Source organism: Amycolatopsis sp. cg9 (assembly GCF_041346945.1).
GTDB lineage: Bacteria > Actinomycetota > Actinomycetes > Mycobacteriales > Pseudonocardiaceae > Amycolatopsis.
Genome location: NZ_CP166851.1, coordinates 47240 through 69143 on the forward strand (window position 1 = coordinate 47240; position 21904 = coordinate 69143).

At 67.6% G+C, this 21904-nt stretch carries 24 protein-coding genes; 11 read left to right on the top strand and 13 right to left on the bottom strand.

Translation table 11 applies throughout. The features are described from left to right. Positions 1-19 precede the first annotated feature (19 nt). From AB5J73_RS47925 to AB5J73_RS47950, 6 genes are all read left to right on the top strand, one after another. Positions 20-250 (top strand): hypothetical protein, encoded by a 231-nt coding sequence (locus AB5J73_RS47925; RefSeq protein ID WP_370973699.1) that lies wholly within the window; start codon positions 20-22, stop codon positions 248-250. Then, positions 247-1362, top strand: coding sequence for a tyrosine-type recombinase/integrase (locus AB5J73_RS47930; protein ID WP_370973701.1), 1116 nt, complete (start codon positions 247-249; stop codon positions 1360-1362). Before AB5J73_RS47925 ends, AB5J73_RS47930 begins: the two co-directional genes overlap by 4 nt. 291 nt (positions 1363-1653) lie before the next feature. Continuing rightward, positions 1654-3222, top strand: a complete 1569-nt coding sequence (locus tag AB5J73_RS47935) for a hypothetical protein (RefSeq protein ID WP_370973703.1) — start codon at positions 1654-1656, stop codon at positions 3220-3222. A 986-nt stretch (positions 3223-4208) separates the two neighbouring features. Then, the gene (locus AB5J73_RS47940) at positions 4209-5312 is read left to right on the top strand and encodes a ParA family protein (protein ID WP_370973705.1); all 1104 of its coding nucleotides are present in this window, start codon (positions 4209-4211) and stop codon (positions 5310-5312) included. Continuing rightward, entirely contained in the window at positions 5309-6400 is a 1092-nt protein-coding gene (locus tag AB5J73_RS47945) for a hypothetical protein (protein WP_370973706.1), read from the top strand. Before AB5J73_RS47940 ends, AB5J73_RS47945 begins: the two co-directional genes overlap by 4 nt. A gap of 106 nt (positions 6401-6506) precedes the next feature. Next, positions 6507-6881: a hypothetical protein gene (locus tag AB5J73_RS47950; protein ID WP_370973708.1), complete on the top strand. Its 375-nt coding sequence runs from the start codon at positions 6507-6509 to the stop codon at positions 6879-6881. Between the two features lie 52 nt (positions 6882-6933). On the opposite strand, the gene AB5J73_RS47955 is transcribed toward AB5J73_RS47950, so the two are convergent. From AB5J73_RS47955 to AB5J73_RS47980, 6 genes are all read right to left on the bottom strand, one after another. After that, positions 6934-7182, bottom strand: coding sequence for a hypothetical protein (locus AB5J73_RS47955; protein WP_370973710.1), 249 nt, complete (start codon positions 7180-7182; stop codon positions 6934-6936). Positions 7183-7468: 286 nt separating this feature from the next. Then, positions 7469-8116 (bottom strand): HNH endonuclease family protein, encoded by a 648-nt coding sequence (locus tag AB5J73_RS47960; RefSeq protein ID WP_370973711.1) that lies wholly within the window; start codon positions 8114-8116, stop codon positions 7469-7471. 291 nt (positions 8117-8407) lie between these two features. Next, a complete protein-coding gene (locus tag AB5J73_RS47965; RefSeq protein ID WP_370973713.1) occupies positions 8408-9031 on the bottom strand; it encodes a hypothetical protein in 624 nt (207 codons plus the stop codon). Between the two features lie 28 nt (positions 9032-9059). After that, entirely contained in the window at positions 9060-9320 is a 261-nt protein-coding gene (locus AB5J73_RS47970; protein ID WP_370973715.1) for a hypothetical protein, read from the bottom strand. Positions 9321-9501: 181 nt separating this feature from the next. Next, positions 9502-9765: a hypothetical protein gene (locus AB5J73_RS47975; RefSeq protein ID WP_370973717.1), complete on the bottom strand. Its 264-nt coding sequence runs from the start codon at positions 9763-9765 to the stop codon at positions 9502-9504. A gap of 419 nt (positions 9766-10184) precedes the next feature. Continuing rightward, positions 10185-10418, bottom strand: a complete 234-nt coding sequence (locus tag AB5J73_RS47980) for a hypothetical protein (RefSeq protein ID WP_370973719.1) — start codon at positions 10416-10418, stop codon at positions 10185-10187. Between the two features lie 151 nt (positions 10419-10569). On the opposite strand from AB5J73_RS47980, the gene AB5J73_RS47985 reads away from it, so the two are divergent. Then, complete coding sequence (locus tag AB5J73_RS47985; protein ID WP_370973720.1) at positions 10570-10830, top strand: hypothetical protein; 261 nt, start codon at positions 10570-10572, stop codon at positions 10828-10830. 15 nt (positions 10831-10845) lie between these two features. Here AB5J73_RS47985 and AB5J73_RS47990 read toward each other — a convergent pair whose 3' ends face one another. From AB5J73_RS47990 to AB5J73_RS48020, 7 genes are all read right to left on the bottom strand, one after another. Then, entirely contained in the window at positions 10846-12789 is a 1944-nt protein-coding gene (locus AB5J73_RS47990; protein WP_370973722.1) for a hypothetical protein, read from the bottom strand. Positions 12790-13211: 422 nt separating this feature from the next. Next, a complete protein-coding gene (locus tag AB5J73_RS47995) occupies positions 13212-13739 on the bottom strand; it encodes a hypothetical protein (protein ID WP_370973724.1) in 528 nt (175 codons plus the stop codon). 112 nt (positions 13740-13851) lie between these two features. After that, positions 13852-14316 (bottom strand): hypothetical protein, encoded by a 465-nt coding sequence (locus AB5J73_RS48000; protein ID WP_370973726.1) that lies wholly within the window; start codon positions 14314-14316, stop codon positions 13852-13854. Between the two features lie 12 nt (positions 14317-14328). Next, positions 14329-14883, bottom strand: coding sequence for an isochorismatase family cysteine hydrolase (locus tag AB5J73_RS48005; RefSeq protein ID WP_370973728.1), 555 nt, complete (start codon positions 14881-14883; stop codon positions 14329-14331). After that, a complete protein-coding gene (locus tag AB5J73_RS48010; RefSeq protein ID WP_370973730.1) occupies positions 14880-16064 on the bottom strand; it encodes a hypothetical protein in 1185 nt (394 codons plus the stop codon). Before AB5J73_RS48010 ends, AB5J73_RS48005 begins: the two co-directional genes overlap by 4 nt. A gap of 55 nt (positions 16065-16119) precedes the next feature. Next, positions 16120-16692: a GNAT family N-acetyltransferase gene (locus tag AB5J73_RS48015; protein WP_370973731.1), complete on the bottom strand. Its 573-nt coding sequence runs from the start codon at positions 16690-16692 to the stop codon at positions 16120-16122. Next, positions 16689-17495 carry a GntR family transcriptional regulator gene (locus AB5J73_RS48020; protein WP_370973733.1) on the bottom strand — a complete coding sequence of 269 codons (807 nt, stop codon included), beginning with the start codon at positions 17493-17495 and terminating at the stop codon, positions 16689-16691. Before AB5J73_RS48020 ends, AB5J73_RS48015 begins: the two co-directional genes overlap by 4 nt. Before the next feature lie 139 nt (positions 17496-17634). On the opposite strand from AB5J73_RS48020, the gene AB5J73_RS48025 reads away from it, so the two are divergent. From AB5J73_RS48025 to AB5J73_RS48040, 4 genes are all read left to right on the top strand, one after another. Beyond that, complete coding sequence (locus AB5J73_RS48025) at positions 17635-17961, top strand: hypothetical protein (RefSeq protein ID WP_370973735.1); 327 nt, start codon at positions 17635-17637, stop codon at positions 17959-17961. A 39-nt stretch (positions 17962-18000) separates the two neighbouring features. Further along, a complete protein-coding gene (locus AB5J73_RS48030) occupies positions 18001-19134 on the top strand; it encodes a hypothetical protein (protein ID WP_370973737.1) in 1134 nt (377 codons plus the stop codon). A gap of 258 nt (positions 19135-19392) precedes the next feature. After that, on the top strand, positions 19393-20166 hold the full coding sequence (locus tag AB5J73_RS48035; protein WP_370973739.1) for a hypothetical protein: 774 nt from the start codon (positions 19393-19395) through the stop codon (positions 20164-20166). A gap of 123 nt (positions 20167-20289) precedes the next feature. Continuing rightward, a complete protein-coding gene (locus tag AB5J73_RS48040) occupies positions 20290-21825 on the top strand; it encodes a hypothetical protein (RefSeq protein WP_370973740.1) in 1536 nt (511 codons plus the stop codon). Positions 21826-21904: the final 79 nt, after the last annotated feature.

Here is a 21904-nt window from a genome sequence, read left to right on the forward strand (position 1 = left end):
CCCACGGCCGGTCCCCGACGTGGCGCGCCGCTGGCGGCAGTGGACCCACCGGTACTTCACCCTGGCCGCGGTCCTCGCCTGCGCCGGCCTCGTCGGCGCGTTCGTGCTGCCCGCCGGCCGGATCGTCACCATCGCCACGGCGACGGGCATGTGCCTGGTGGCCGGGTTCGTCGCCTCGGGCACCTACTGCCTGGGCCGCGCCCACGTGCTCGACGGCCTGCGCGCGACCGGAACGGACCAGCCCCAGTGAGCACCGAGGTCGAGCTGCGGCGGGACCGCGGGCCGGAGGTCGCCCGGCCGGGCGAGGTCACGCTCGCCAGCGCGGCCAGCCTGGTGCTGCCGCCGCCGGCCCCGGACGAGCGCTACCACCTGCGCGGGCTGACCGAGCTGTGGGCGGCCAAAGTCGCCGGCGCCGAGTCCGCGCACACCCGCCGCTCCTACGAGACCGGGCTGGCGCAGTGGCTGGACTACTGCCTGCGCAGCCGCGTCGACCCGCTCGCGGCCCGCCGCGCCGACGTAGACGACTGGCTGGCCACCCACCTGAACAGCAAGAACCCGCAGACCGTCAACGCACGGCTGGCCGCGGTCGGCTCCTGGTACGGCTACCTGCTCGACAACGACATCGACGTCCGCGACCCCACCGCCCGGGTCAAGCGCCCCAAGCGGCAGCGCGCGAAGTCCAAGACGACGTACCTGGACGAGGACGAGCTCAACGCGCTGCTGGCCGAGGCCGACCGTCGCCTGGAACACGCGAAGCCGCTCGGCGGGCTCGCGCTGGAGATCGCCGCCCGCGACGTCTCGGTGCTGCGCACGCTCTACACGACCGCCGTCCGATCCGGAGCGGTCCAGCTGGCCACCGTCCCGGACGTCCGCCTGGTCCAGGACGGGCACCGGGTCCTTCGCTTCCACGGTAAGGGCGACGGCGGGGAGACCACCGACCGGCTCAAGCCGCTGGTCCCCTACGCGGCCACCGCCGTCGACTTCTACCTCGAGCTCGTCGCCGAACGCCTCGGCGTGCCCGTCGACGAGCTCGACGGCCTGGCCTTCAGCACCACGCCGTATCAAGGCCGGCCCGGCGGCCGCGGACTACGGTCGGACGCGCTCGCCGAGATGATCCGCACTATCGCCGCCGCGGCGGGCATCGCCCCGGCCAAGGCCGCCAAGCTCACCCCGCACTCGCTTCGGCACACCGCGGCTACCCTGCTCGGCAAGACGAAGACGCTGGCCGAGGTACAGGACTTCCTCGACCACGCCGACCCGAGGACAACCCGGACGTACCTGCACACCGACCAGTCGCTCAACGCTTCGCTCGCCTACAGCACGATGTCGTTCATCCACGTCCCGCCTGTTCAGGCGGCGTAACTCCGCGCACGAGCGGCAACGCCATCGCGCTGGAGCCTGTCCTCGAAGCGACGGCAGCGCAGTCACTTCGAGGGCGGGTTCGATGGCCAATTCCGCGCAATCCGTGCGGATCGCCGTCGCAGGCGGGTCGGCCAGGTGTCACAAGGGGCTCCCGAGGTCGCGTGGGCACGGCAGGGGAGGGTAAAGTCCCAGGTCAGCGGCTACGGCGACGGGCTTGAGCTCCGCAAAACGCTCCCTGAGTGGCCCGTCACCCCGGGCCAGCCTCTAGATGGCAGTGAAATAGTGGTCCACATGCTGCCCCCCGTTCGAATCACCCGAACCGAACTCATCGGGTGTATCGGTCGTATCGCCCATAGGCACCAGAACGCTGGCTGCTGCGACCCGGACGACATCCCCTCGCCCGCACGGTCGAACCCCCGCGAAACCCTCGCCTACCTGCGGAAACACCCCGTCCCCACCGTGCCGGGATGGATCAGTCGAGCTGATGCACTGGATGCTCAGCTGCTGGTGATCGCCGGCTCCTGGGACCGGTGGCGCACCGAACGGCACCACCTACGCGGCGGACTGGGCGACGGCCTGTTCTACGACCAGCTCGGCGCGAGGCTCGGCATCGGTCGCGACAGCCACGAGCGAGCTGAAGGCGACACGCGCTCCGTCCGGCGCCGGCGCACCGGCCGTGGCGACCCGCACCAGCCCGCACGCTGGCGGCTGTCCACGCTGACTGACCTGCTGCGCTACGACGAGCCGACGCAGGATCTCGCCCGACGGGCCCGCCGGGACCGCACCGTAGACCACGACGACCCGCGGTGGGACTGGCTGACCAAGCACCGCGACGAGCTCGTCGCCGTCGCGTACGACCTGGCGGCCGCCGCCGAACGCCACGGCGTCACGGCCCGGCGCTGGCTGGACGAACTCCTCGCCGACCTCACCGACGACGCGATCAGCCCGTCAACGCCGGCAGTTCTCGGGCTCGCGATCGCCGAGGTGCGCACCGCCCGACCGGTGGTCGAGCTGACCAGCACTCACGCGGTACACCGCGTGCTGCTCGCCGGCGACGCCTTCCGCTGCGAGTTCTCCGGGATCGGTTGCCATGCGCACTGGCAGTCGGCTCCCCCTCCTGCCGACGCCGCGGCGCTCGTCCGAGCGATCGCTCGACGCCGCGAACGCATGGACGATCCACGGCGCGACCAGATCCCGGCGCCGGACACCGCCGACCCCGCCGACGTGCTGCGCTTCCTGCGCTGCTGCCCGGCGACGAATCGTGGAGTGCGCGCGTTTGACCACCTGGACGCGCTCAGCCTCGTCAACGCGCTGTGGTGGCTGGACCGCAGCGCCGAGCTGGCCGCGCTGCGATTCGGACTCCGGATCGGCCTACCTCGGGACGTCCTGCGCCGGCAAATTGGTGCAAGCTACGCCATTACCCGAGGCCAAGGAGTGCAGGATCGGTTCGATCGCTTGATTAGCCTCACGACTTACGGTCGCCCCGATGAGAAGCGCGCGCGCGACATGCGGACAGCCGGTGAGTCCCAATTGAGCCAGGAACAGGAGTGGATTGGTGCCAACATCGACACTTTGACACACGCCGCCGATGTGATCGTGGCGACTGCCGATGCGCTCATGATGCCGGATGACGAGCGGGAATGGATCGACATGCTCGCCAGCGAACGCAGGCATCGCGAGATCACGACCATGTCGCTGGTGACCTTCGCCTACGCGGCCGACGAGATCCAAGAGGCTCTAGATGATGAGCCTGAGCACGATATGGCTGCCGAAGCCCTATGCGTGTTGGCCGAAGTTGACGACTTCCCCACGGTAAGGAAGCTGCGCGCTGCCACGCGGCCGATGGAGTTCACCTTGTGAGGCGGACGCAGTTAATGCCAGGATTACGGGCATGACATCAGGTGCTTTTCTCCTGGGAGAACCGCGCCGCTTTGACGGAGCTGGGAGAGGCAGCGACACATGCAAGGTTCGGCATATGACCTGGCAGACGACACGAACTAGTCTCTTCGCTAGTCGCCATGTTAGTCGCACTGACAGTCTCCTCCTCAGCCCTCAGATAGCCTCTTGCATGTGTCATTGGCAGTCGATGTCTACATTGTTTGACCAGTCTGGTATTACAGCCGCACACACGGCTGCTGGGAAGCGTCTACAGGTAGCCTGGTCTCCAACCCATGTCAAATCCTGTGATGTTTTCTGTCCAACATCTATTCGTACGACTACTAATACATACTTTCAAAATTTCCTCGTTAAGGTTGCTGCAAAATCCAATAACTTGGATGTGAGGCAGGCCCGTGCCACGCCCTATTGCAACGCCGTTTGTGCGATCCGGTTACTGACACTGTCCGCAAACCCACTTACAAACGAGTGCACATGCGCCAGTACGGTGGGGTGTCAGACAGGCTGTAGGATTTACCTTACGGGTGAACTAACGATCCGCAGCATGATTGCGTTTATGTGTAGCCGTAAGGTCAAGCATAGGAGTAAACACGCAGTCAAGCGGTCGGTTCAACAAACGCATATACTGCGAGATCTTCGAACAGACATATGCACGCACTGGCGTGCAGTGCTGTCTACGAACCAGCTCCCAGCCCCGCCATGGCTTGCACTTTCGCAGGTACGCAAGACCAACATCTCGGACGCTGGTACAGCTCGTGCCCAAGCAAGGCTCACTGATCATCATGCAGACGTAGCCCCAGATGCCGACACGCTCCGCCCCATCGACTCACGAACGAAGCAGGCAGCAGCGGTACCCTCACCCTCGCGCACGCGTGAACAGGCGGAATCACGTGCGATTCGCCTGAGTGCGTACAACACGTTCGTCGTCACGAACAGGAGGGGAGTCCATCGTGGTCTCTACCGAGCTGCCCGCGCTTAGCCAGCTCACGTTGAGAGGGTTCAGCACCAGCACACCGCCGGCGGAACTCGAGGCGTTCATCGACTTGATCCGGCCGGTCCTGGAGCGCGTCATCGCGGTGTTCCAGGGGAAGGGCGGGCAAGGTAAGACCTCGATTGCGACGCACACCGCCGGCCTGTTGGCCGAGGCCGAGGCGGCCAAGGCCGAGGACGGCCAGCCACACGGCCGCGTGCTGCTCATCGAGATGGACCTGCAAGGCAATGCCCACGAGGACTTGGGTACGGGGACCGACCCCCTCAACGACGAGGGCTACGCCCTTCGAGAAGCCATCCTGGGCGGCCACGACCCGATCATCATCCGCGACGTCCGTGGCCGCCAGTGCCTGGACCTGCTCCCGGCTGGTGAGGAGCTGTCGAACCTGCCGGCGGGCATCATGTACGCATCGCAGCAACGTGGCCCGGCGGCCTGGTTGGGGCTTGCGGTCCTGATCGCCAGGCTCGTTGTTCAGTACGGGTACAGCTGGGTGGTCATCGACTGCCCGCCGTCAAGCAAGGAACCCCAGATCCTCGCCCTGGCCGCCGCGCGCTACGCACTAGTGCCCATGTCGGTGGCGGACGCGGGCTCCATCAAGGGCATGGAGGGGGTCAGCAAGCGATTCACGGAAGCTCGCAAGTACAACCCCGACCTGATGCTGCTGGGCGCGGTGCTGTTCAAGTTCGCGCACAAGTACTACACCGACAAGAAGACCGGGGAGAAGCGAGCGGTCGGTGCCTGGGTCGAAGCCCGTCGGGAAGTCGAGGAGATCCTGGCCAAGGCAGGAGTCGACGCCCCGGTGTTCAGGTCGGTCATCCGTGACGCCGAGACCGTGGCGAAGGCATGCCGCGGCCGCGGTCAGCTGTCGTTCGAGATCGCCGAGGCCACAGACGGCGTGAAGTGGTGGGAGAAGCGCCGGGGGAGCCGGGGCAACGTACTGCCTACGGAGCGAGCCGAACAGGTCGGCGAGGACTACCTCGACCTGGTCGAGGAGATCGTCTCAGCCATCGCCGAGATCGAAGCCGAAGACGCTGCTGAGTCTGGAGAGGTACTGCCGGCATGACCGAGACCACCGACACCGGCCCCGCGCGGCCTAAGACCCCGGACGTGTCCGGTCTGGGCGGCGGTCGTCGCCGCGACCGAGCCCGGCGGCTCACCGCAGCGGCTCAAGGCGGACCCGGCGCGGTCCCGGCCGCGCTGGCCGGCCCCGCCGCCCAGGCGCCCAGCGGAGAGCCAGCTGCGGACGTGCCCACGAGCGAGCATCAGGTGCCTGTCCAGCAGGCTGCGGCACCTGCGCCGCCCGCGGCCGCGTCAACGTCCGAGGCGGCGCCCAGCACGCCTCCTGAACAGCAGCCTGAACAGCGCAAAGCCGCCGAGCTGCCAGCCGCGCAGGAACCTGCGGCACCGATCGTTCAACAGGTCGTCGCCGAATCGCCAGCAGCTGCGGCAGCAACGGACGACACACCGGCGTCGCCGGCCGGACAGACCGCCGCACCGCCCGCGAATACCCTCCAGCCTCCGGGCGGCGCGACCGACGAGGGTCCTGAACAGGGCAAACAGCAGGGAATCTCCAGTACGACCGAGCACGCCGTGCAGGATGCGGCCGACGAGGTGACCGCACAGCCGCCGGCTCTTGGTGCTGGTTTGCAGGACGCGGTCGACAGCACGCCGTCCACCGAGCTGGCAGACCTCGAGCAGGACGCGGACCAGGAGGACGACGACGAGCGTGACGACCTGGACGACGAGACGGAGGAGTTCGCCGGAGGCCCGATCACCCTCCAGACCTACGTCCCCGATGTTCTGGCGACGAAGTTCCAGAACATGCAGACGACCGGCCGAACAGCCGAGCTGATCGTCCTCACCGCGGTCCGGGACTGCGTGGAGCGCCTTCCGCAGCTCATCGCAGACGCCCGCGGACCCGTTCACGAGTCCGGGCTCTTCGCCGGGCTGGAGGTCCTGGAGAAGAAGCCCGGCCGGCAGGCCAAGCCGAAGCCGAACAGCTCTCGCGTGCAGTACCAGGTGCGTCCCGCGTTCCTGCCCGACCTCAAGAAGGTCGCCAAGAAGCACAAGCTCAAGCTGTCCGTGCTCGTTCGCCTGGCCCTCGGCGACTTCTTCAGCGTTCCGGTGCGGATCGCCCGGACGAAGCGGTAGACCACCAACCCTCGCGCCTCCTCCGCGCGGTCCACTGCCGTGCGGAGGAGGCGCTGTGTAGGGCGTTATACAGTTGGACTAGTGGCTGGGGCCGGGAAGTCTCGACATGCTGCTGAACAGCAAAAAGCTGCACCCGATGACGACCGGCGAGCCAGTTGACCCGGCAGGCAACCCCGCCCCGCCGGATCACTGGGACCTGGTTCCTGAACTCGTGATTCAGGCGCCGGCGCTATTCGGTGGGCGCCGCGGACCCTTCCAGATAGCACCGTTCGAGCGACCCCACGTGCTCTGGCAGCAGGACGGCACGTGGCGTATCGACCCGTACGGCGTCGGCCGACGTGAAGGTTCTGACTACGAAAAGCAGACATTCCTCGTCGTGGATGGGCAGCTCCTCAACGACCTCGAACCCGAGCAGACCTACTTGCTCCGGCACACGCGGGCTGGCGACGGCCATTGTGGAGTCGAGCTCCGCCGCGCGTGACTGTCGGTAGCCCTCGATCGAACATCGTCACGTGTCATCCGTTCCCAGCCGGTCAGCTCCGTCCGTCCAGCACCTCAGCGGCCTCTCGGAACCGGTGGGCACGCTCCTGGAGGCGAGCAGCGAGCTCGCCCAGGATGATGATCGTGGTGTGGAGCCCCGGAGAACAGGCGGCTCGGTATTCGGCGGCCTGCTCACGTAGCGCGATGGCCAGATGTTGAGCCTCTTCGGCGCGCTGCCAGCAGTCGTACTGGTCGAGACCAGACGTACTCGGGGCTTCGAGGTGGGCAAGGGTGTAGTTCACGCTCCTACACCCCCATTGAACAGGGGAGACATGTAGCGATCCCGGACGATCTGCCTCGTCCACCCCCTCGCCGACAGCCTCATCGAAGTGCGTTGTCTTTGGACCCTTGCGGCGCGGTGGGTACCGGTGGCGGCTCGTTTTCCGTACCGCGTGCCGGGGCACTGGCTTCGGTCGATCGGCTCGGCCATGCTGGGCACGCTCCTTCCTGGTAGGGGGAGTGGCCCCGTCGCGGCGACGCTTGCTGGCTTGGCCGTGGCGGGGCGCTACTCGTGGGAATTCCTGCTGTTCAGCCGCGTTCGCGACAGGTGTTGAGCATCTGGGCGAGCGCGGTCTTCTCCGGACTGGAGATGGTCAACTTCCACTCGGTCTTCACTGCGACCCAGCGGACGGCGTAGTCGCAGCGTTCGGCCGGCACCGGGAGGTATTCCGGCGGCGGGCCGTCGCCCTTACTGCGGTTGCTGTGGGCGGTGACAGCGACCAGCTCGGTCTGCCAGTCGTTGGCGAACCGCTCGCGCTGGTCCTGGGGCCAAGAGGCCGCTCCGGTGCGCCATGCTTCGGCCTCTGGCACCAGGTGGTCAATGTCGAGTTCGGTTGGGTCGTGGACGGTGACCCCGTCATAGAGGGACACCCAGGTACCGGAGATGACCTTGCAGGTCTTTGGGTCGCTGCGGACGTCCCGGCCTTGGCGCTGAAGCACGATCTCGCGGGTGTCGCAGGAGTTGCCGTGGCTGGCCCAGCGGTCTCCGAACTTCGTCCGCGCGTAGCCAGCCATGGAGCCGGGCGCCTCGACGCGGAGCTCGCCGAGCTGGCGGACGGCGGCCGTGAGGGCGGACGGCTGGGTAGTCGCGACGATCGGCGCGGAGCTCCCTGTGACGTTTGCGCCGGTTTGCCCGGGTTTGCAGCTGGTCAGCGACGCGGCGAGGAAGATCGTCAAAGCGAGTATGCAAGACCGAGCTGGCTTGCCATCTGCGCTGTTCAAGGTGGGTTTCTCCACTTCTCCCGGGGGCATGGTTGCGGCGCGGGACGGAGACCTCGCGACCGCCCGGGAGGCGGCCACGCATGTCCAATTTGTGCGGTATTGGAGCGTGTTGGCGACGAACAGCTCGTCGAGCGGCCCGCGACCGGTCGCGAATGAGGGGGTGGCGGGCCCCGGTCAGGGCTCCGGCGAGCACGAATGTGCCGTTGAACAGGTCGAATGACATTCGACCGTCCAGGACGTCGGCGTTTACGAGGCGGCCTCGTTCAGGACGCCGCCGTTATTGACCGACCATTCGTTGACGACTTCCCAGACGGTGTGGTCTGGGCCGTAGTCGGGTGCGGCGATGGTGACCTGCCGTGACCTGATAACCGCGTTGATCGCGTCGCGGTGGCACTCGTCGTACTGGAATCGAATCTCGCTGGCGCGACGCTGGGTCCCGAAGCCGGTGCAGACCTGCTCGGCGCGACGCGTCACGTCGATGAAGTCGCGACAGCGGCGGGCGAACCGCGTGTTCAGGACGGTATTTGTGATGACGATCAACCCTGCTTGCTGGGCAACGTCGATCAGCTCGGAAGACCGGTCAGGAGCGATCCAGCCTTCGACTGCGGCCCGTTGAGCCCAGGTTGCGCCGTCGAACCCCGTGCCGGGTGCGCGGCCGGGCTGGCTGGCGTCGGTGACGTAGCCGGCGCGATTGGCGCGCGCCAGCACGGGGACGAGCTCTGCGGTTTCTTCGTCGGGGCCGAATCCGGGTTCGTAGCCGGGCTGGGACTCGATGGCGCCTTCGAGCCACAGGGCAGTCAACCGGCCGAGATCACGAAGGTCGCGTGCGGCGTACCAGCGCTCGCGGTCGGCGCGAGCCATGCGCTTCATCGCTGGTCCAGGGGGGCGGTTGCGCTGTTCATGCTGTCGCTCCCGAAGCGATGTCGGCTTCGAACTCGGCTGCGCTGCGCGCTTCTGCGGCGAAGCGGAGGCGGCCTTGAGCAACGCGGTGCCACTGCTGGGCGAGCTCGGCATCACCGGCCTCCGCGGAGCCGCGGGCGAACAGCGCGGCGGCATTCGCCGCGATCTCGAAGTCCTCGGCCACGTCGGCGAAGCGCCCCAGGCGAAGGAGTCGAAAGGCTTCCTGGACGGCGATCTGGGCCAGGATGTACAGGCTCAACGAGGGGCCTTGCTGGGCAAGCAGGCCCAAGGGATGCGCGTGAGACACTGATGGTCCCTTCCGTGCTGGTAGGGGCTGGCGGGTCGCACGAACTGTGGTAAGGGCTGTGCGGCCCGCCGCGCCGGATCTCCGTCCGGCAGCTCGGCTAGGTGATCATCAAGTCGCCTTAGAGACGACTTGATCAGGAGTCGGCCATCACCTCCCCGGCGTCCTCGAGCCGCTTCCTCACCTTGTAGACGTGCGCGGCCGTCCGGCCGATGGCGGCGCCGATCACCGTCTCGTTCATCGACCGCTTCTTGCCGTAGCGCACAGCGGCTTCATCGGCGAGCTTCGACTCCTTCTTCAGCCACTCCTCCAGCTTGTGCACCGCCGCTGCATAGGTCAGCGGGTCGCTGCTTGGCGGGGGAAGCTGCGGCTGCGGATCGTTGCTCAGGGTGTCTTCCATGCACTGATTCAACAGCGTTGACACGGTGACGTCAACCATAGTTCGCCGCCCTTTAGCCGGTGTTGACAACGTGGTTCGACGAGCATCGGCTCGTAGCGCAGAGTGACCAAAAGGCCAACTTGGCGATCCTGAAATCGCCAAGACATTGACCAGGAATCGCCCAACTTGGCGTTTGAATCGCCAAGTTGCCGAGCGGATGAGCAAGGCAATGACTGTGCGTTTCGTGGCGTGGTATACCTATATCCGCGCGCGCGCCCGCGCGAGCGCGCGCCACGCGCGCGGGGGCGCGCGCCTGCGCGTTACGAGCCCCCGCGATCGCCTATCCCGCGCGAGAGACCCCTTCAATCAGGGCTTGGCGTTTCACTCACCGTGCACTGGACGCTGGCCGGCGGGGCGCGTCGCCCCGCCGGCCAGGCCGGCTAGGAGAGGTGGTCGTCCGGCGCCTCGCTGATCAGCTTCAGCATCGCCTCCCGGGTGCCGGTGCCCAGCTCCTCGGCCTTCTCGTGGTCCCACGCCTTGTAGCGGCCGTTCGGGTCGGTCTTGCCCTCGTCGTCCATCGGGCCGAGGACCGAGTACCGCCGGCCTTCGGTGCGGTCGAGGGTCGCGGCGTACTGACCGTCGGCGTTCTCGTCGAAGAGGATCTTGTTCGTCATCGTGGCCTCCGCTGCTCGGGTCTGGCGTTCCCGTCGTTCTGTAACCAGTAAACCCCGGTTCGCCGCCGTTGTCAACACCCTTGACTCTGCCGTTTAAACTGCGTTGAATCGCGGGGTGAACGACGCGCTGACGGGACGTGGAGGACGTGACATGGCCGAGGGCACCAAGCACACCTGCAACTCGGACCGACCCGGCATGCCGCTGTCGTACGGCCGGCGAGCCGAGCTGGGCGTCTGCCCGCGGTGCGACGAGCTCCACGCTGGCGCTGCGCCGCGGACCCTTGCCTGGGGCGGCCGAGCGGCCAGCGCGGTGGTCGACGACCGCAGCGCGGAGATCCGGGCGCACTTCGCGGCCGGCGGGCCGCACTCGCGGGGTGCGTGCGGGCCGGTGTGCACTTTCGGCGACTGGTGAATGGCACCCGCCGCGTCACCAGCCGCCGGTCTCCGGGTCGTGGTTGCAGCGCACGGTCGGGGTGTCCGCGGGCACGTGCAGCCAGCCGAGCTCGTCGCACAGCTCGCAGGCGTCGATCGCGGCCCGGCGTGCTGCGATCTCCTCGCGGCGGGCCTGCTCGAACGCCTCCCGCTGCTGCTGCCGCAGGATCGGGCTGTTGCGCTCGACGTCGCGGATGACGCGCTGCTTGAACGGCGACAGCGTCGGCTCGGCCCGCGCCAGCCGCGCCCTAATCCACCCGCGGGCGCTGCGGATGTAGCGGGGGAGCTGGGTGAACTCCGGGTAGCCGTGCAGTTGGTCGGCCAGGTCCTCCCAGCTCCAGTCGTGGCGGTCGAGCAGGTGGGACGCCCGGATCTGTGCCGCCAGCCACCGCACCGACACCGCGTCGCACACCCGCGGATCAAGACGCGACCGAAGAAGCCATTCAGCGGCCCGCACAGCCTCAGACTGGGGCGCACGCTCGCGATCACCCTCGGAGCCCTGAGTTCGCCCGCCAGCGGCCGAATCAGAGCCGTTTTTGATCGAGGAAGCCGTCTTCTTGTCACTGCCCGGCGAAGCCGGTCGGTTATCCACAGGTTGTACGGAACTGGACTTCACTTGATCTTGGTTACACACCTGCGGGGGGTGGACATTTTGGTGTTTGTGCAGGTCAGCGCCCAGGGGGTTGAAGCGCAGGCACCCGGCAACCGGCCCGCAGTCCGGGCAGACCGGGTTCGAGCTGGGCGCCCAGGACACCAGGTCGACCGGCTCGTGGACGGTGTGCGCTCCGCTCGCGTAGACGACGGTCACCGTGCCGTACAGCAGCACGTTGGCCGGGTGGACGCGCTCGTCGGCGTGCTGGCGCAGCAGCTGCTCGCCCGCGCTGACGCACGCGTCGACCAGGGCGCTGGCCTCCTCCAGCTCCTGGACAGCGAGCGGGACGCGCAGCTCGTAGACGGGAGCCAGCTGTACGAGGGTCGGTTCGTCGGCCTGGTCCTCGCGCTCGACGTCGTCGTTCAGTTCGAGATCGAGGGTCTGCCGGGCGGCTGCGGCCGCCCGGCGGCCGCGAAGGCCGGCGCGGACGGCGTCGAGTTCGGCGCGAGCACGGGCGATTGCCGCGTCCTCCGCCGCGACAGCCTCCGCGACCCTGCGTTCCCGCTCTTGGCGCTCCGCGGCGGTCTCGCCGTCCGGGGCCTCTTTCCGGGGCAGCTGGCAGCCGGGCAGGATCTCCCACAGCAGCGCCTCCCGCTGGAGCCAGGCGACACAGCGCCGGACCGTCCGGTCCGAGCAGCCGACAGCGGCCGCGATCTCCTCCTGGGTCACCCAGGTCAGCGGGCGTCGTCCCTGGTCTGAACAGCAGCGGAGCACGTTGCAGATCCGCCACCAGCGCCGCCGCTTGGCGTTGTACCGGAACTCCTGTCCCGGCCCGCTCTGCTGCCGTATGCGGTCCTCGACGGCACCGAGCCACACCTCAGCCGAGTCGGCCACCCGCGTGCACTCCGGCGCGCTGCGACGAAGGATCTCGCCAGCCAGCCGCATCCGCGCCGGGACCGCGATGTGCCGCAGCACGGCCCACCGAACCCCGGACTCGACCAGCAGCCGGTCGATGGGGTGCAGCTGGTCGTACTCGTCGGCGGCCGCCAGGACGGCCTCGATGGCCGGGTCGAAGACCAGGATCGGCTCGAGCTGGCCGCTCTCGGTCGCTGCGACCTTGGCGTGCACGGCCGCGGTTCCGCCGGCCAGGTGCCAGCACTGGTCGCAGACGATCAGCTCGGCGCAGTCCAGTAGGCCGTCACCTGGCACGAGCGGTGCCCGCAGGCGGCCGAACGGCCGGCCGCAAGCCAGGCAGTCAGGCCGCTGAACAGCGGAAACAGGCGCATACAGGAGCTCGGCGGTGGTCATCGCGTCCATCCGGAGGCCGGTTGGCTTGATGACCTGCACGAACGCAGCGCGATGAGGTGTTCAGCGGCCGATGAAGACGCCGTGAACAGGGGAGAGGCGGACAGGCGGCGGGTGTGTCCCGGCGCGCATGAGTAGACCGCGCTCCTGGTGGTAGGTATGCTGCAACACCAGGAGCGCCGTGTTGTTGCCACGACGTGGGGCTTCCTTCTCCGAACCCGCCAGGTTCGGGGTAACGGCGAAGGCCGGTGTTGCTAGCACCGGAATTCGCACTCGGCTGTGAGCCAGGGGTGGTGCCCTGACTTTCTTGCTGAGGTGTTCAGTTGTTGTCCGAGTAGGGCGCTCTGGCTGGTGAGGCCAGATGTCCGAGTTGAAGCTTTGGGTGACTCGATCAGACTCGGGGCGCTGCGTGCGCCTTCGGACTTGCCGGGGCGGTCCCTTTTGGGGCCGCCCCGAAGTCGTTGTTATGAGGCTTGCGCCACCTCCTCGAGGAGGAGCTGCTGCTGGCCATCGAGGTCGTGGTGGTGAGCCATCTCTTCGGTGACGCGTGCAGCGAAGGCGCTGAGGTCGTTGGGCCCGTCGGCCTCGGCCAGGCGGGCGAAGCCGTCCATGAGGCGAACGGCGAAACTGGCGTGCTCGTACTGGGCGATCGGGATCACCACGGCCAGGGTTTCCTGGTAGCGGGTGATCGCGATGTGCGCGGACTCCTTCTCCACCTTCTCCAGATGGACGGCCTGGTCGCGGCGGAAGATGTGGGCGGGGACCTTCTGGATGTCGCGCGCGTAGGTGTCGTCCTGCGGTTCGGCGCGCTGGGTCAGGCCCTTGACGGCCTGGACTGCGAATGACATCCGGCGGTGGTCTTGGGGCGGCACCACGACGCCGACCGTCGTGCCGTAGCGGGACAGCGCGACATGACCGCCCGCCTTGACCTCGGCGAGGTAATCGGCCTGCTTCTCGCGGAAGCGCTGCGCCGGAACACTCATCAGGTCCATGGCACCGAAACTTACAACACTTGGCGCCGAAATGCATGATCGAGTTTTGGCGTGTCGGAACTTCGCTGCCCCTGCTACCTGCACCTTCCCTGGGTTCATCCGGATCACCTCCTCATCTACTCGGCATGGCGGCCGGAGCCAGCTGCGCCGGAAAGCCCTGTTCAGCGGCCATCTTTAACACGCGGTGATCGTCGTCGACAACCACGGCGATGGAGCGCACCGCGGCGATCATGTGCAGCCGTTCGAGCTTCCAGACCGGCGAGGGGCGGAGGTCGTCATCCGGACGCATCACCAGCTCGCCGTCCGGGAGTTCATGCTGGCGTAGCCAGTCGGCCGTCAGTTGATAGATGCGGTCCGAGCGAGCCGTGAGCCAGACGACGTCGTTGTCCGCAGCGAAGTGGTGGGCCAGGGCGACGCCGGAGGGGATCGGCCGGTCGGCGCCGGCCGCGTCGAAGAACGCGGCCCACGCTTGACGTGACGCCGTCGAAGGTCGGGGCCCGAGTAGCGGTAGCCGCCACGACCCGTCCGCCACGAATCCGTCGACGTCGAACACGGCGACCGGCCGATCGTAGGTCACTGTTTCTCCTGTTCAGGCGGCCTTGGCGTTGTTGTTCAACACGTGGTCGGCGGTGACGAGCTGGTCGCGGCCGATGAAGTACTTCATGGTGAGCAATCCGGCGTCGTGCCGCTTCGGGTCACCATGGGAGGTGCACGCGTCGGTGACGACCCACGGTGTGTAGCCCAACTCGAACGCGTCGCAGGCCGTCTTCATCACGCATGACTCTGTGGCGATGCCGCAGATCACCATCTCGTTCCACCCGTTGCGGTGAACCATCCGCGTGAACTCCGGAGTGAACGGCGAGTACTGCGCCGGCTTGTCGATTACCGACCATCGCGCGGCCGACTCGGCCAGCTCGGGGATGATCTCGGTTTCCTCCTCGCCGGGCATGAACCGCTCCCAGTGGATCAGCCTGGTGAACTGGCTGTCGGGCTGGTTGAGGAAGCGCGTGTACACGACGTCGCGGTCGAGCTCTTCCCATCGGCGCACCAGGTCGACGACGTGAGGAACGATCGGCCGCGCACGTGTGCTGACGAACCCGTTCTGCATGTCGACGACGACCAGCACGCTCTTTCCGCTGTTCACGGCGCTTCCTCCTTGAGTAGTTGCACGGTCTCAATGAGCTTCTGGTCCAGCTCGCTCGAGGACACCACGGCGGCGCGCAAGGCCCGCAGCTGTGCCGGTTCATTCGCGTCGCCACGCACGATTGCCGCCCGACGTCCGCGGAGCCAACGCCAGTCATGGCCGGCGGGCAACTTCGGGTCCTCGCCGTCACGAATCTGCTGCTCTAGTTCTTCGCAGAGGCACCACAGTCCCTGGGCCAGGAGCTCAACGGAGGCCAGATCGTCTTCGGTGAGCGCGGCCGCCGGCGCGAGCGGGTGGTACGCCACCCCGGCCCACGACGCCCAGCCGAGGGACACTCCGTCGACGCCAATCGGCACGTGGTCCTCGGGCGCGAACCCGTCGTTGAACAGGCGCTGCTCGATCTGACGAGCATGGTGGTGGTCACCGTCGCCGCTACCGAGCAGCGCGCGGGGCGAGGTGAGCAGCCGCAGGGCGGTGTGCAGATCACGTCCCGACCAGGCAGGTTCAACCAGCCAGAACGCTGTGAGCACATACCGAGCACACGCTCGTTCGTGATCCAGCAGGCGAGATAGGTGGGCCGCGAGTCGCTGCCGTACGAAGCGGTGGGACTCGCGCCGCCACACCGACACATCAGCGATCGCGTCTGCGCGGTGCGGGGTGACCATGTGCCACACCGCTACTCCCCAGCTGAACAGGTACAACAGACCACGCACCGGAGGTTCGCCGTCCTCGTCGAGAACGAGTTCGACTCGCTGCGCGTCGGCCCAGCCGACGGTGACCGGGACAGCCGACAGCGCGCTGGCCAACTCGTCGACTGCCGCGCCAACGAAGACAGGTACGAACTGGTGAGCGTGCACGAGGAACGTTCCGTCACCTGAGATCGAGGGCCGCAGGTTGCCGAACAGCTCTTCTGGACGGCGTCGGTACGCAAGGGAGTAGAGCTGGGCGTAGGGGTCGTCGGCGCGCTTGGGGGAGGACTGTCCGTCCTCGTGGCGCATCAGCGCTCGCCGCACGCTCTCGACGCTCGCGGTCATGGGTATTCCGGCCTCCTGAGCCATCCGGTGCAGCTCGAAGGCCGCGCGGTTCAGCGACCAGCCGCGTTCCTCACGGCAGCCGCGTAGCACCCCATTGGAGCGTCCCGCGTCGTCGTGGTTCGCCGCTAGTGACATCGGCAATGTCACCCCCATGTCCGTGCTGTCATCTACCGCACCCTCTCTGAACAGCCAAAACTGGCCACTAATAGGTCAGTTCCTTGACAACTCCATCAGTGACTTGCTGATCACCTTGCGCATCCGATACTGGCCGCTCGAACAGCGCGGCGGAAGGACGCTGCGGATCTGCAATCCGGACGAACCGGAATCCGGCGGCCCGGTAGTAATCGTGCAGCCTCGTGTTCGAGGTCCACGCGTCGAGCCGCACGAACGCCTTGCCGCGTTGGCGGGCGATCATCTCGGCGTGATCGAGCAGCAGCGAGCCGAGCCCGCGGTGCCGGTTGCGCCGATCAGTGATCATCCGATGAACGATCACGCATTCGGCCTGTTCAGCGGGCGTCCATAGCCACGAGTCGGTGTGCTCGTCAATCGCGATCGTTGCAGCAGGACGCTCGTCCACCTCCGCGATCCAGGTTTCGCCGGCGGCGACCGACGCCGCCACCCGCTCCTCGAACCGTGCCGCGGAGAGTCCCTTCTCGGACCACTGGTCGCTCCCGATCGAGGCGAGCCACTGGGCGGTCTCGCGCCGCCACCGGGCGATCATGGCCACTTCTGCGGTGTTCGCGCGCCGGATCTCGACGTCCGCCTTCCCGCTCACTCGTCCTCCCCACGGTCGTTGTCCCTGTTCAGAGCGGCGCGGATGAGCCCCAGGGCCTGGTGGTCACCAAGTTCGTGGATCAGCCGGTTCCGGTCCGCCACTGATCGCTTCCTCGTAACCCTGGTGATCTGGTGCGGGTTGGCGCCGATTCGGATGTAGTCAGTGATCCATGTGCCAGTGGGCACCGCGAGGGCCATGGCCTCGTCCGGGGTGGCCGGCCGCGCGTGGTTGGAGTCGCGCCAGGCCACTTCGCCCAGGCCGCGATCGGCCAGGCGGCGCGTGGTGCCTTCCGGGATGTCGTGCGGAGAGTCGAGTCCTGCCTCTTCGGCCAGGGTTTTCGGATACCAAGACTCCTCCCAGGACCACGGCTCCCCGTCGACCAGTTGCCGCAAGGTCCGCACCACCACCCACGACTCCGGCTCGATCCCCAGCCACCGTGCGACTTCAGCGTTCGCCGGCTCCATCCGCATCGCGAACTCCTTCGACGGCTCACGTCCGGCCAATCGCACGGTCTCCACGAAGACGTCGGAGATCGCGGATGGAGGCCGGTCAGGGCGGATGAAGTCGGTGACGACGTGGTCGAGCACTTCCTGCGACCGAACGATGGTGCCGCGGCTGGTCGAGGTCATCAGCAGCCGCTCCGCGACGAGCTGCTTCACGGCAGCGCCGATGGTGACCGGCGATGTATTGAACCGTTCGCCCAGTTCAGCGTGGGTTGGCAGCCGATCACCGGGCTTCCAGACCCCGTCGTGGATGTTCCGACGCAGCCGGTCGGCGACGTAGGTCGTCTTCGTCGGACTCAACGCTCAGCTCCCTCTTCCACGGTTTCCCAAGAGAAACCTAGCGAACACCCTTGACAGGCACCATCCCCGACATGTTTATTAAGAGAAACTGTTACTGATCTTGAACGGTTGAACCGATGAACAGGGAGGTTGAGAAGCGATGACCAGCACAAAGACCCAGCTCCGCGCCTGGTACCCGTCCCCTGCCCGGGGCTCGAAGGTGGAGCCGACGGTGCCCGAGCTGCTGGCGATGGCCGATCAGAGCCGCCAGGACTGGCGGCCGGAGGAGCCCTCGAGCCGCGATCTGGCCGCCTTGGACCCCGAGGTTCCGAAGCTGCTGGCCGAGTTCGCAGGCATCCAGAAGCAGCTGCTCGACACCGCTGAACGGAAGCTCGCGCGCACGATCCGGCCGTCTCGCCGACGCGCGCTTCGCGACGAGATCAAGGGCCACTGGGACGCCATCGGCCACCTGGCCACCGGCGCCTAGTCCCCCGGCCAACCAAGCCCCCGTGAACTGGAGTCCCAGATGACCCTTACGGAGCAGCCCACGACCAACGGGCACGCGCCGGCTGCGGCGTTCGTGCCGCCGCAGATGACCACCCAGCTCTACGCCGCGACTCCGCAGTCCCAGCCCCCCGCCACCCCCGACCGGTTCACGTCGATGCCGTCGGCGGCCGAGTTGAAGGCCCTCGAGCAGCGCGCCACCGAGGCGGTCGAGGTCCAGGACGCCGAGGTCATTCGCGAGTGGAAGAGCCGCAAGGAACTCGACGCTGACTGCGATCTGGCGGAGAAGCACCGCACCGCCCTGCGTGCCGTCCAGGCCAAGCGCAACGCATTCGAGATCGAACAGGCCGAGCGCGAACTCTCGACCGAGCAGGAGATCGCGAAGGCCAAGCAGCGTGACGTGCTGGACGCCATCAGGGCCAAGGACAAGCTGCGTGCCCTCACCAGTGCGACCGCGTTCCTCGGCGCGCAGTACCGCTCGCGGAAGCTGGCTCTCAACCTCGCTGGCGCACCGGCGGTCGCCGGCGTCATCATCGGCACCGTTCAAGCTCAGGACGCCTGGTCGCGGGTCATGCACCTGACCTGGACCAATCCTGTCTGGTCGGTGCTGTTCCTGCTGGAATCCCTGGCGACCGCTCCGCTGGTGGCCATCCTGATCTTCCAGGCTGGCAGGCCCGGCGGCTCGGCCAGCGCGATGCGGCAGGCGTTCGCCTCGATGCGCAAGGAGAAGTTCGCTGGGATCAAGGCCCTGCTGCTCGGCATCAGCGTGTTCATCAACGTCGCGCCGCACCTGATCCTCGGCGAGCTCTCGGGTCTGATCTGGCTCTGGGTCCCGGTCGCCGTTGTGCTCTCGCTGTGGCTGCTGCCGGTCCTCGCCGCGGAGTTCAACGACCGCATCCTCACGGCTAAGACCGACGCTGAGCTGAGCGCCCCGGCAGGACAGCTTTCGAGCGAGCTGTCGAAGCTCGGCCGCATGGTGCGCGCGGTCGAAGAAGCCGAATTGACCGGCGCGCTGAAGGCCCCGGAGGACCAGGCCACCGCCGGCGCCGGCGCGATCCGCAAGGTGCTCGCCGCACGCTTCGGGCAGGCCGGCATGCCGGACGCCCAGCTCACCCGTGACTGGCTGAAGTTCGTCCGCACCGGCGAACTGCCGTAACCCCAAGCCGGTGGTCCGGCCAACGCCCCCCTACCAGCACTGCGCTGGCCGGACCACCTCCCAATCGAACACGGAGTCCGTGGACGCGTTGAGGTCCACCGGTAGCAGATCCGGTGGACCTCAACGGGAGCACGGAAGCCCGTCACCCCAACTGAACAGCACAAACGAACGCTCCGGCCGCTGCGGGCCGGGCAGGCGCGGAACTGCTTTCGACTCACGGAACCCGCGCTCCGATTGCACGGAAGGAGAACGACCGCGATGTCCACACCAATCGACACCGGCAACCACGCCGGCAGCGAGACGGGTGCCGACGCGGAGTTCACCACGGCGGACTTCGCGCTGCTCGCCTCGAAGGGGAACTGGGAAGCCCAGCCTCCGACGCAGGTTGCGGCATCCGCCAAGACGGACTCTGCCGCGAACATCGACCGCGCAACGCCGATCGGCGACCCGGACGCCGAAGGCTGGAACTCCGCCGCCGCCAAGCAGGCCAAGAAGGCCGAGCAGAAACAGGTCACGGCGAACACCACCGACAAGAAGTCGCGCATCCTCACCGCGGCCGCTTGGACGCCGGGCGACTACACCGCCGTTGCTCCAGCAGATCTCGGCGCGCTGTTTGCTGAGCACCGCGAGCGCTGCCAGGCCATCGACGCACCGATCGGTCGCGGCCTTTACCACGTCTACGCCGGCTCCGCCGCGACCGTCGGCGTCGCCCTGAACGTGTTGTCCTACATCACCGCGAAGCTGTCTGCGTTGCTGACCGACCCCAAGAACTCCTCCGCGCCCGGCTCCCTGGAGGAGACCGTCGCAGTACACGTGCGCCGGGCGCAGAACGCCCGGTTCGGGGTCGGGAAAGTCCTGTACAGCGGCTGGGCCACCATCTCGACCCCGACGGCCACCGCCCTCAACCTGGTGTCGTGGCTGGCCGCCCAGTCCGCGGTTGCGGTCAACGATCCGCGCCGGTTGCGGCGCGTACTGCTCGCGGCGCTGCTGGCTGCGATCGTCATTGCCGGTATCACGATGGTGGCGGGCTGACCAATGCCGACCACCACCAGCAGCCGCCGGCGAAGCCGCTCCACCGCACCTACCCGTCCCGTCCGTGCGGCGGGACACCTGGCAGGTCGGCGCGCGGGTCGTCACGGCGACCCGGACCAGTGGTTGAACCGGGTCGAGCGGGAGGTCGGCGAGTACGCCCGCGACATGATCCACCGGGGTCACCAGGCCCGGCGGATTATCTACAAGAAGCGTCCTGCTGTTGCGGGGAAGGGCAAGATCCGACACGTCCGCGTCGCCGGTCGTGGACTCGTTGTTGTCGGCCGCGCTGCGGTCGGAACTGCCGCCGTCGCTGTCGCCGGCGCCTACCTGACGACCCGCTGGACCGTGCGGCACTCCTACCGCGGCTACCGCGCGGTCAGGCCGCACGTGAGCCGCGTTGCCGGGCACGCTGCTCGGTACGTGCATTCCCGCAGCGTTGTCTACGGCGATGCCGCGGCCCGGCGGATCGTTCGGATGCAGGCCCGCAACCGCGTTCGGGTCCGCCGAATGCGGTATGCGGCAGCGACACGGCTGTCTGAGCTGCACGTCCGCTCGATTCAGCGGGACTGGAGCCGGATCACCCCGGTAGCTGCGCGTGCGGCAGCTGCGGTCGCACCTCGGAAGGGTCGCGTACACCCGATTCGTCAGTTCGGTGTGTTCAGCGGCGGCTCCAGTGCGGCCGGCCGTCGAGCGGAGGCCGAGGCGATCCGTCGAGCGGCGGACAACCTCGCCGACACCGCGTCGACCGACCGCGGAAGCAACGGCGACTCGGTCGGCCGAGGTGGCGTCGGCACTCTCGACGGTTCGGGTGATGCGCCAAAGCCGGCTTCGGGTGTGCGGGTGGAGCCCTCGGCTGACGAGGACGCTGCTGTTCGTCGCGCTCGGGCGAAGCTCGCCGGCCTCGGCGACGTCGATCTCGGCCGCACCCCGACCGGCGACCCGGACAAGGAAGCCCGCCGGGCCGGACTTCCCGAGGCCACGCCCGGCGTCTGGCAGCAGAACAAGCCCGATGTCCAAGAGACGCCCAAGCCGCAACGCGAGTCCACAGAGGACAGGGCGCGGCGGCACGACCTGGAGAACCACACGCTGCTGCGGCCTGACGGCTACGTGCCTGGGTGGGTCGGCCCCCGCATGGAGTGGGACTACGTCGTCCCGCCCGACAACAAGGCCGCCCAGACGCAACGTCCGGACAGCGGAGCGCACGCAGCTCGGGCGGCAGAGAGCGACCGTGGCGATCGCTCGACCGCCGCTCCGAAGACCCCCGCCAGCAACACCCCGAAGTTGAGCACGATCAGCACCACTGGAGGAACGATGTCGAACGACCCGACCGTCCACCTGAACAGGGGTTTTGCCCTGCTCGCGGACTACACCCCCGAGGGCTTCCAGGACTGGTTGCAGATGCTCGCCGGCACGGCGCACGCCTTTCGACTGGGGGCGGAGGCGGTCACCGTGCTCGCGTTGCGCATGGACATTCAGGAGAAGATGGACCCCCGCGCACTTCAGAAGCTCTACCTGACCGGCCCGATCCTCGGCACGGCCATGCAGATGACCGCCGGGGCGACCAAGGACTTCTGGTGGCTCTACCAGGACCGCTTCGAGGTCAACGGTGATCGTGGTCGCACGATGCGCGACGAGTCCCGGTTCTTCGGCCGGCGCTAATCCCGAGATGGTCGCGGTCAATCCCGGCCACCCCGATCTCGCGCGCGGGGTGGCCGGGTGTTGTCCCTGACCAATCCAC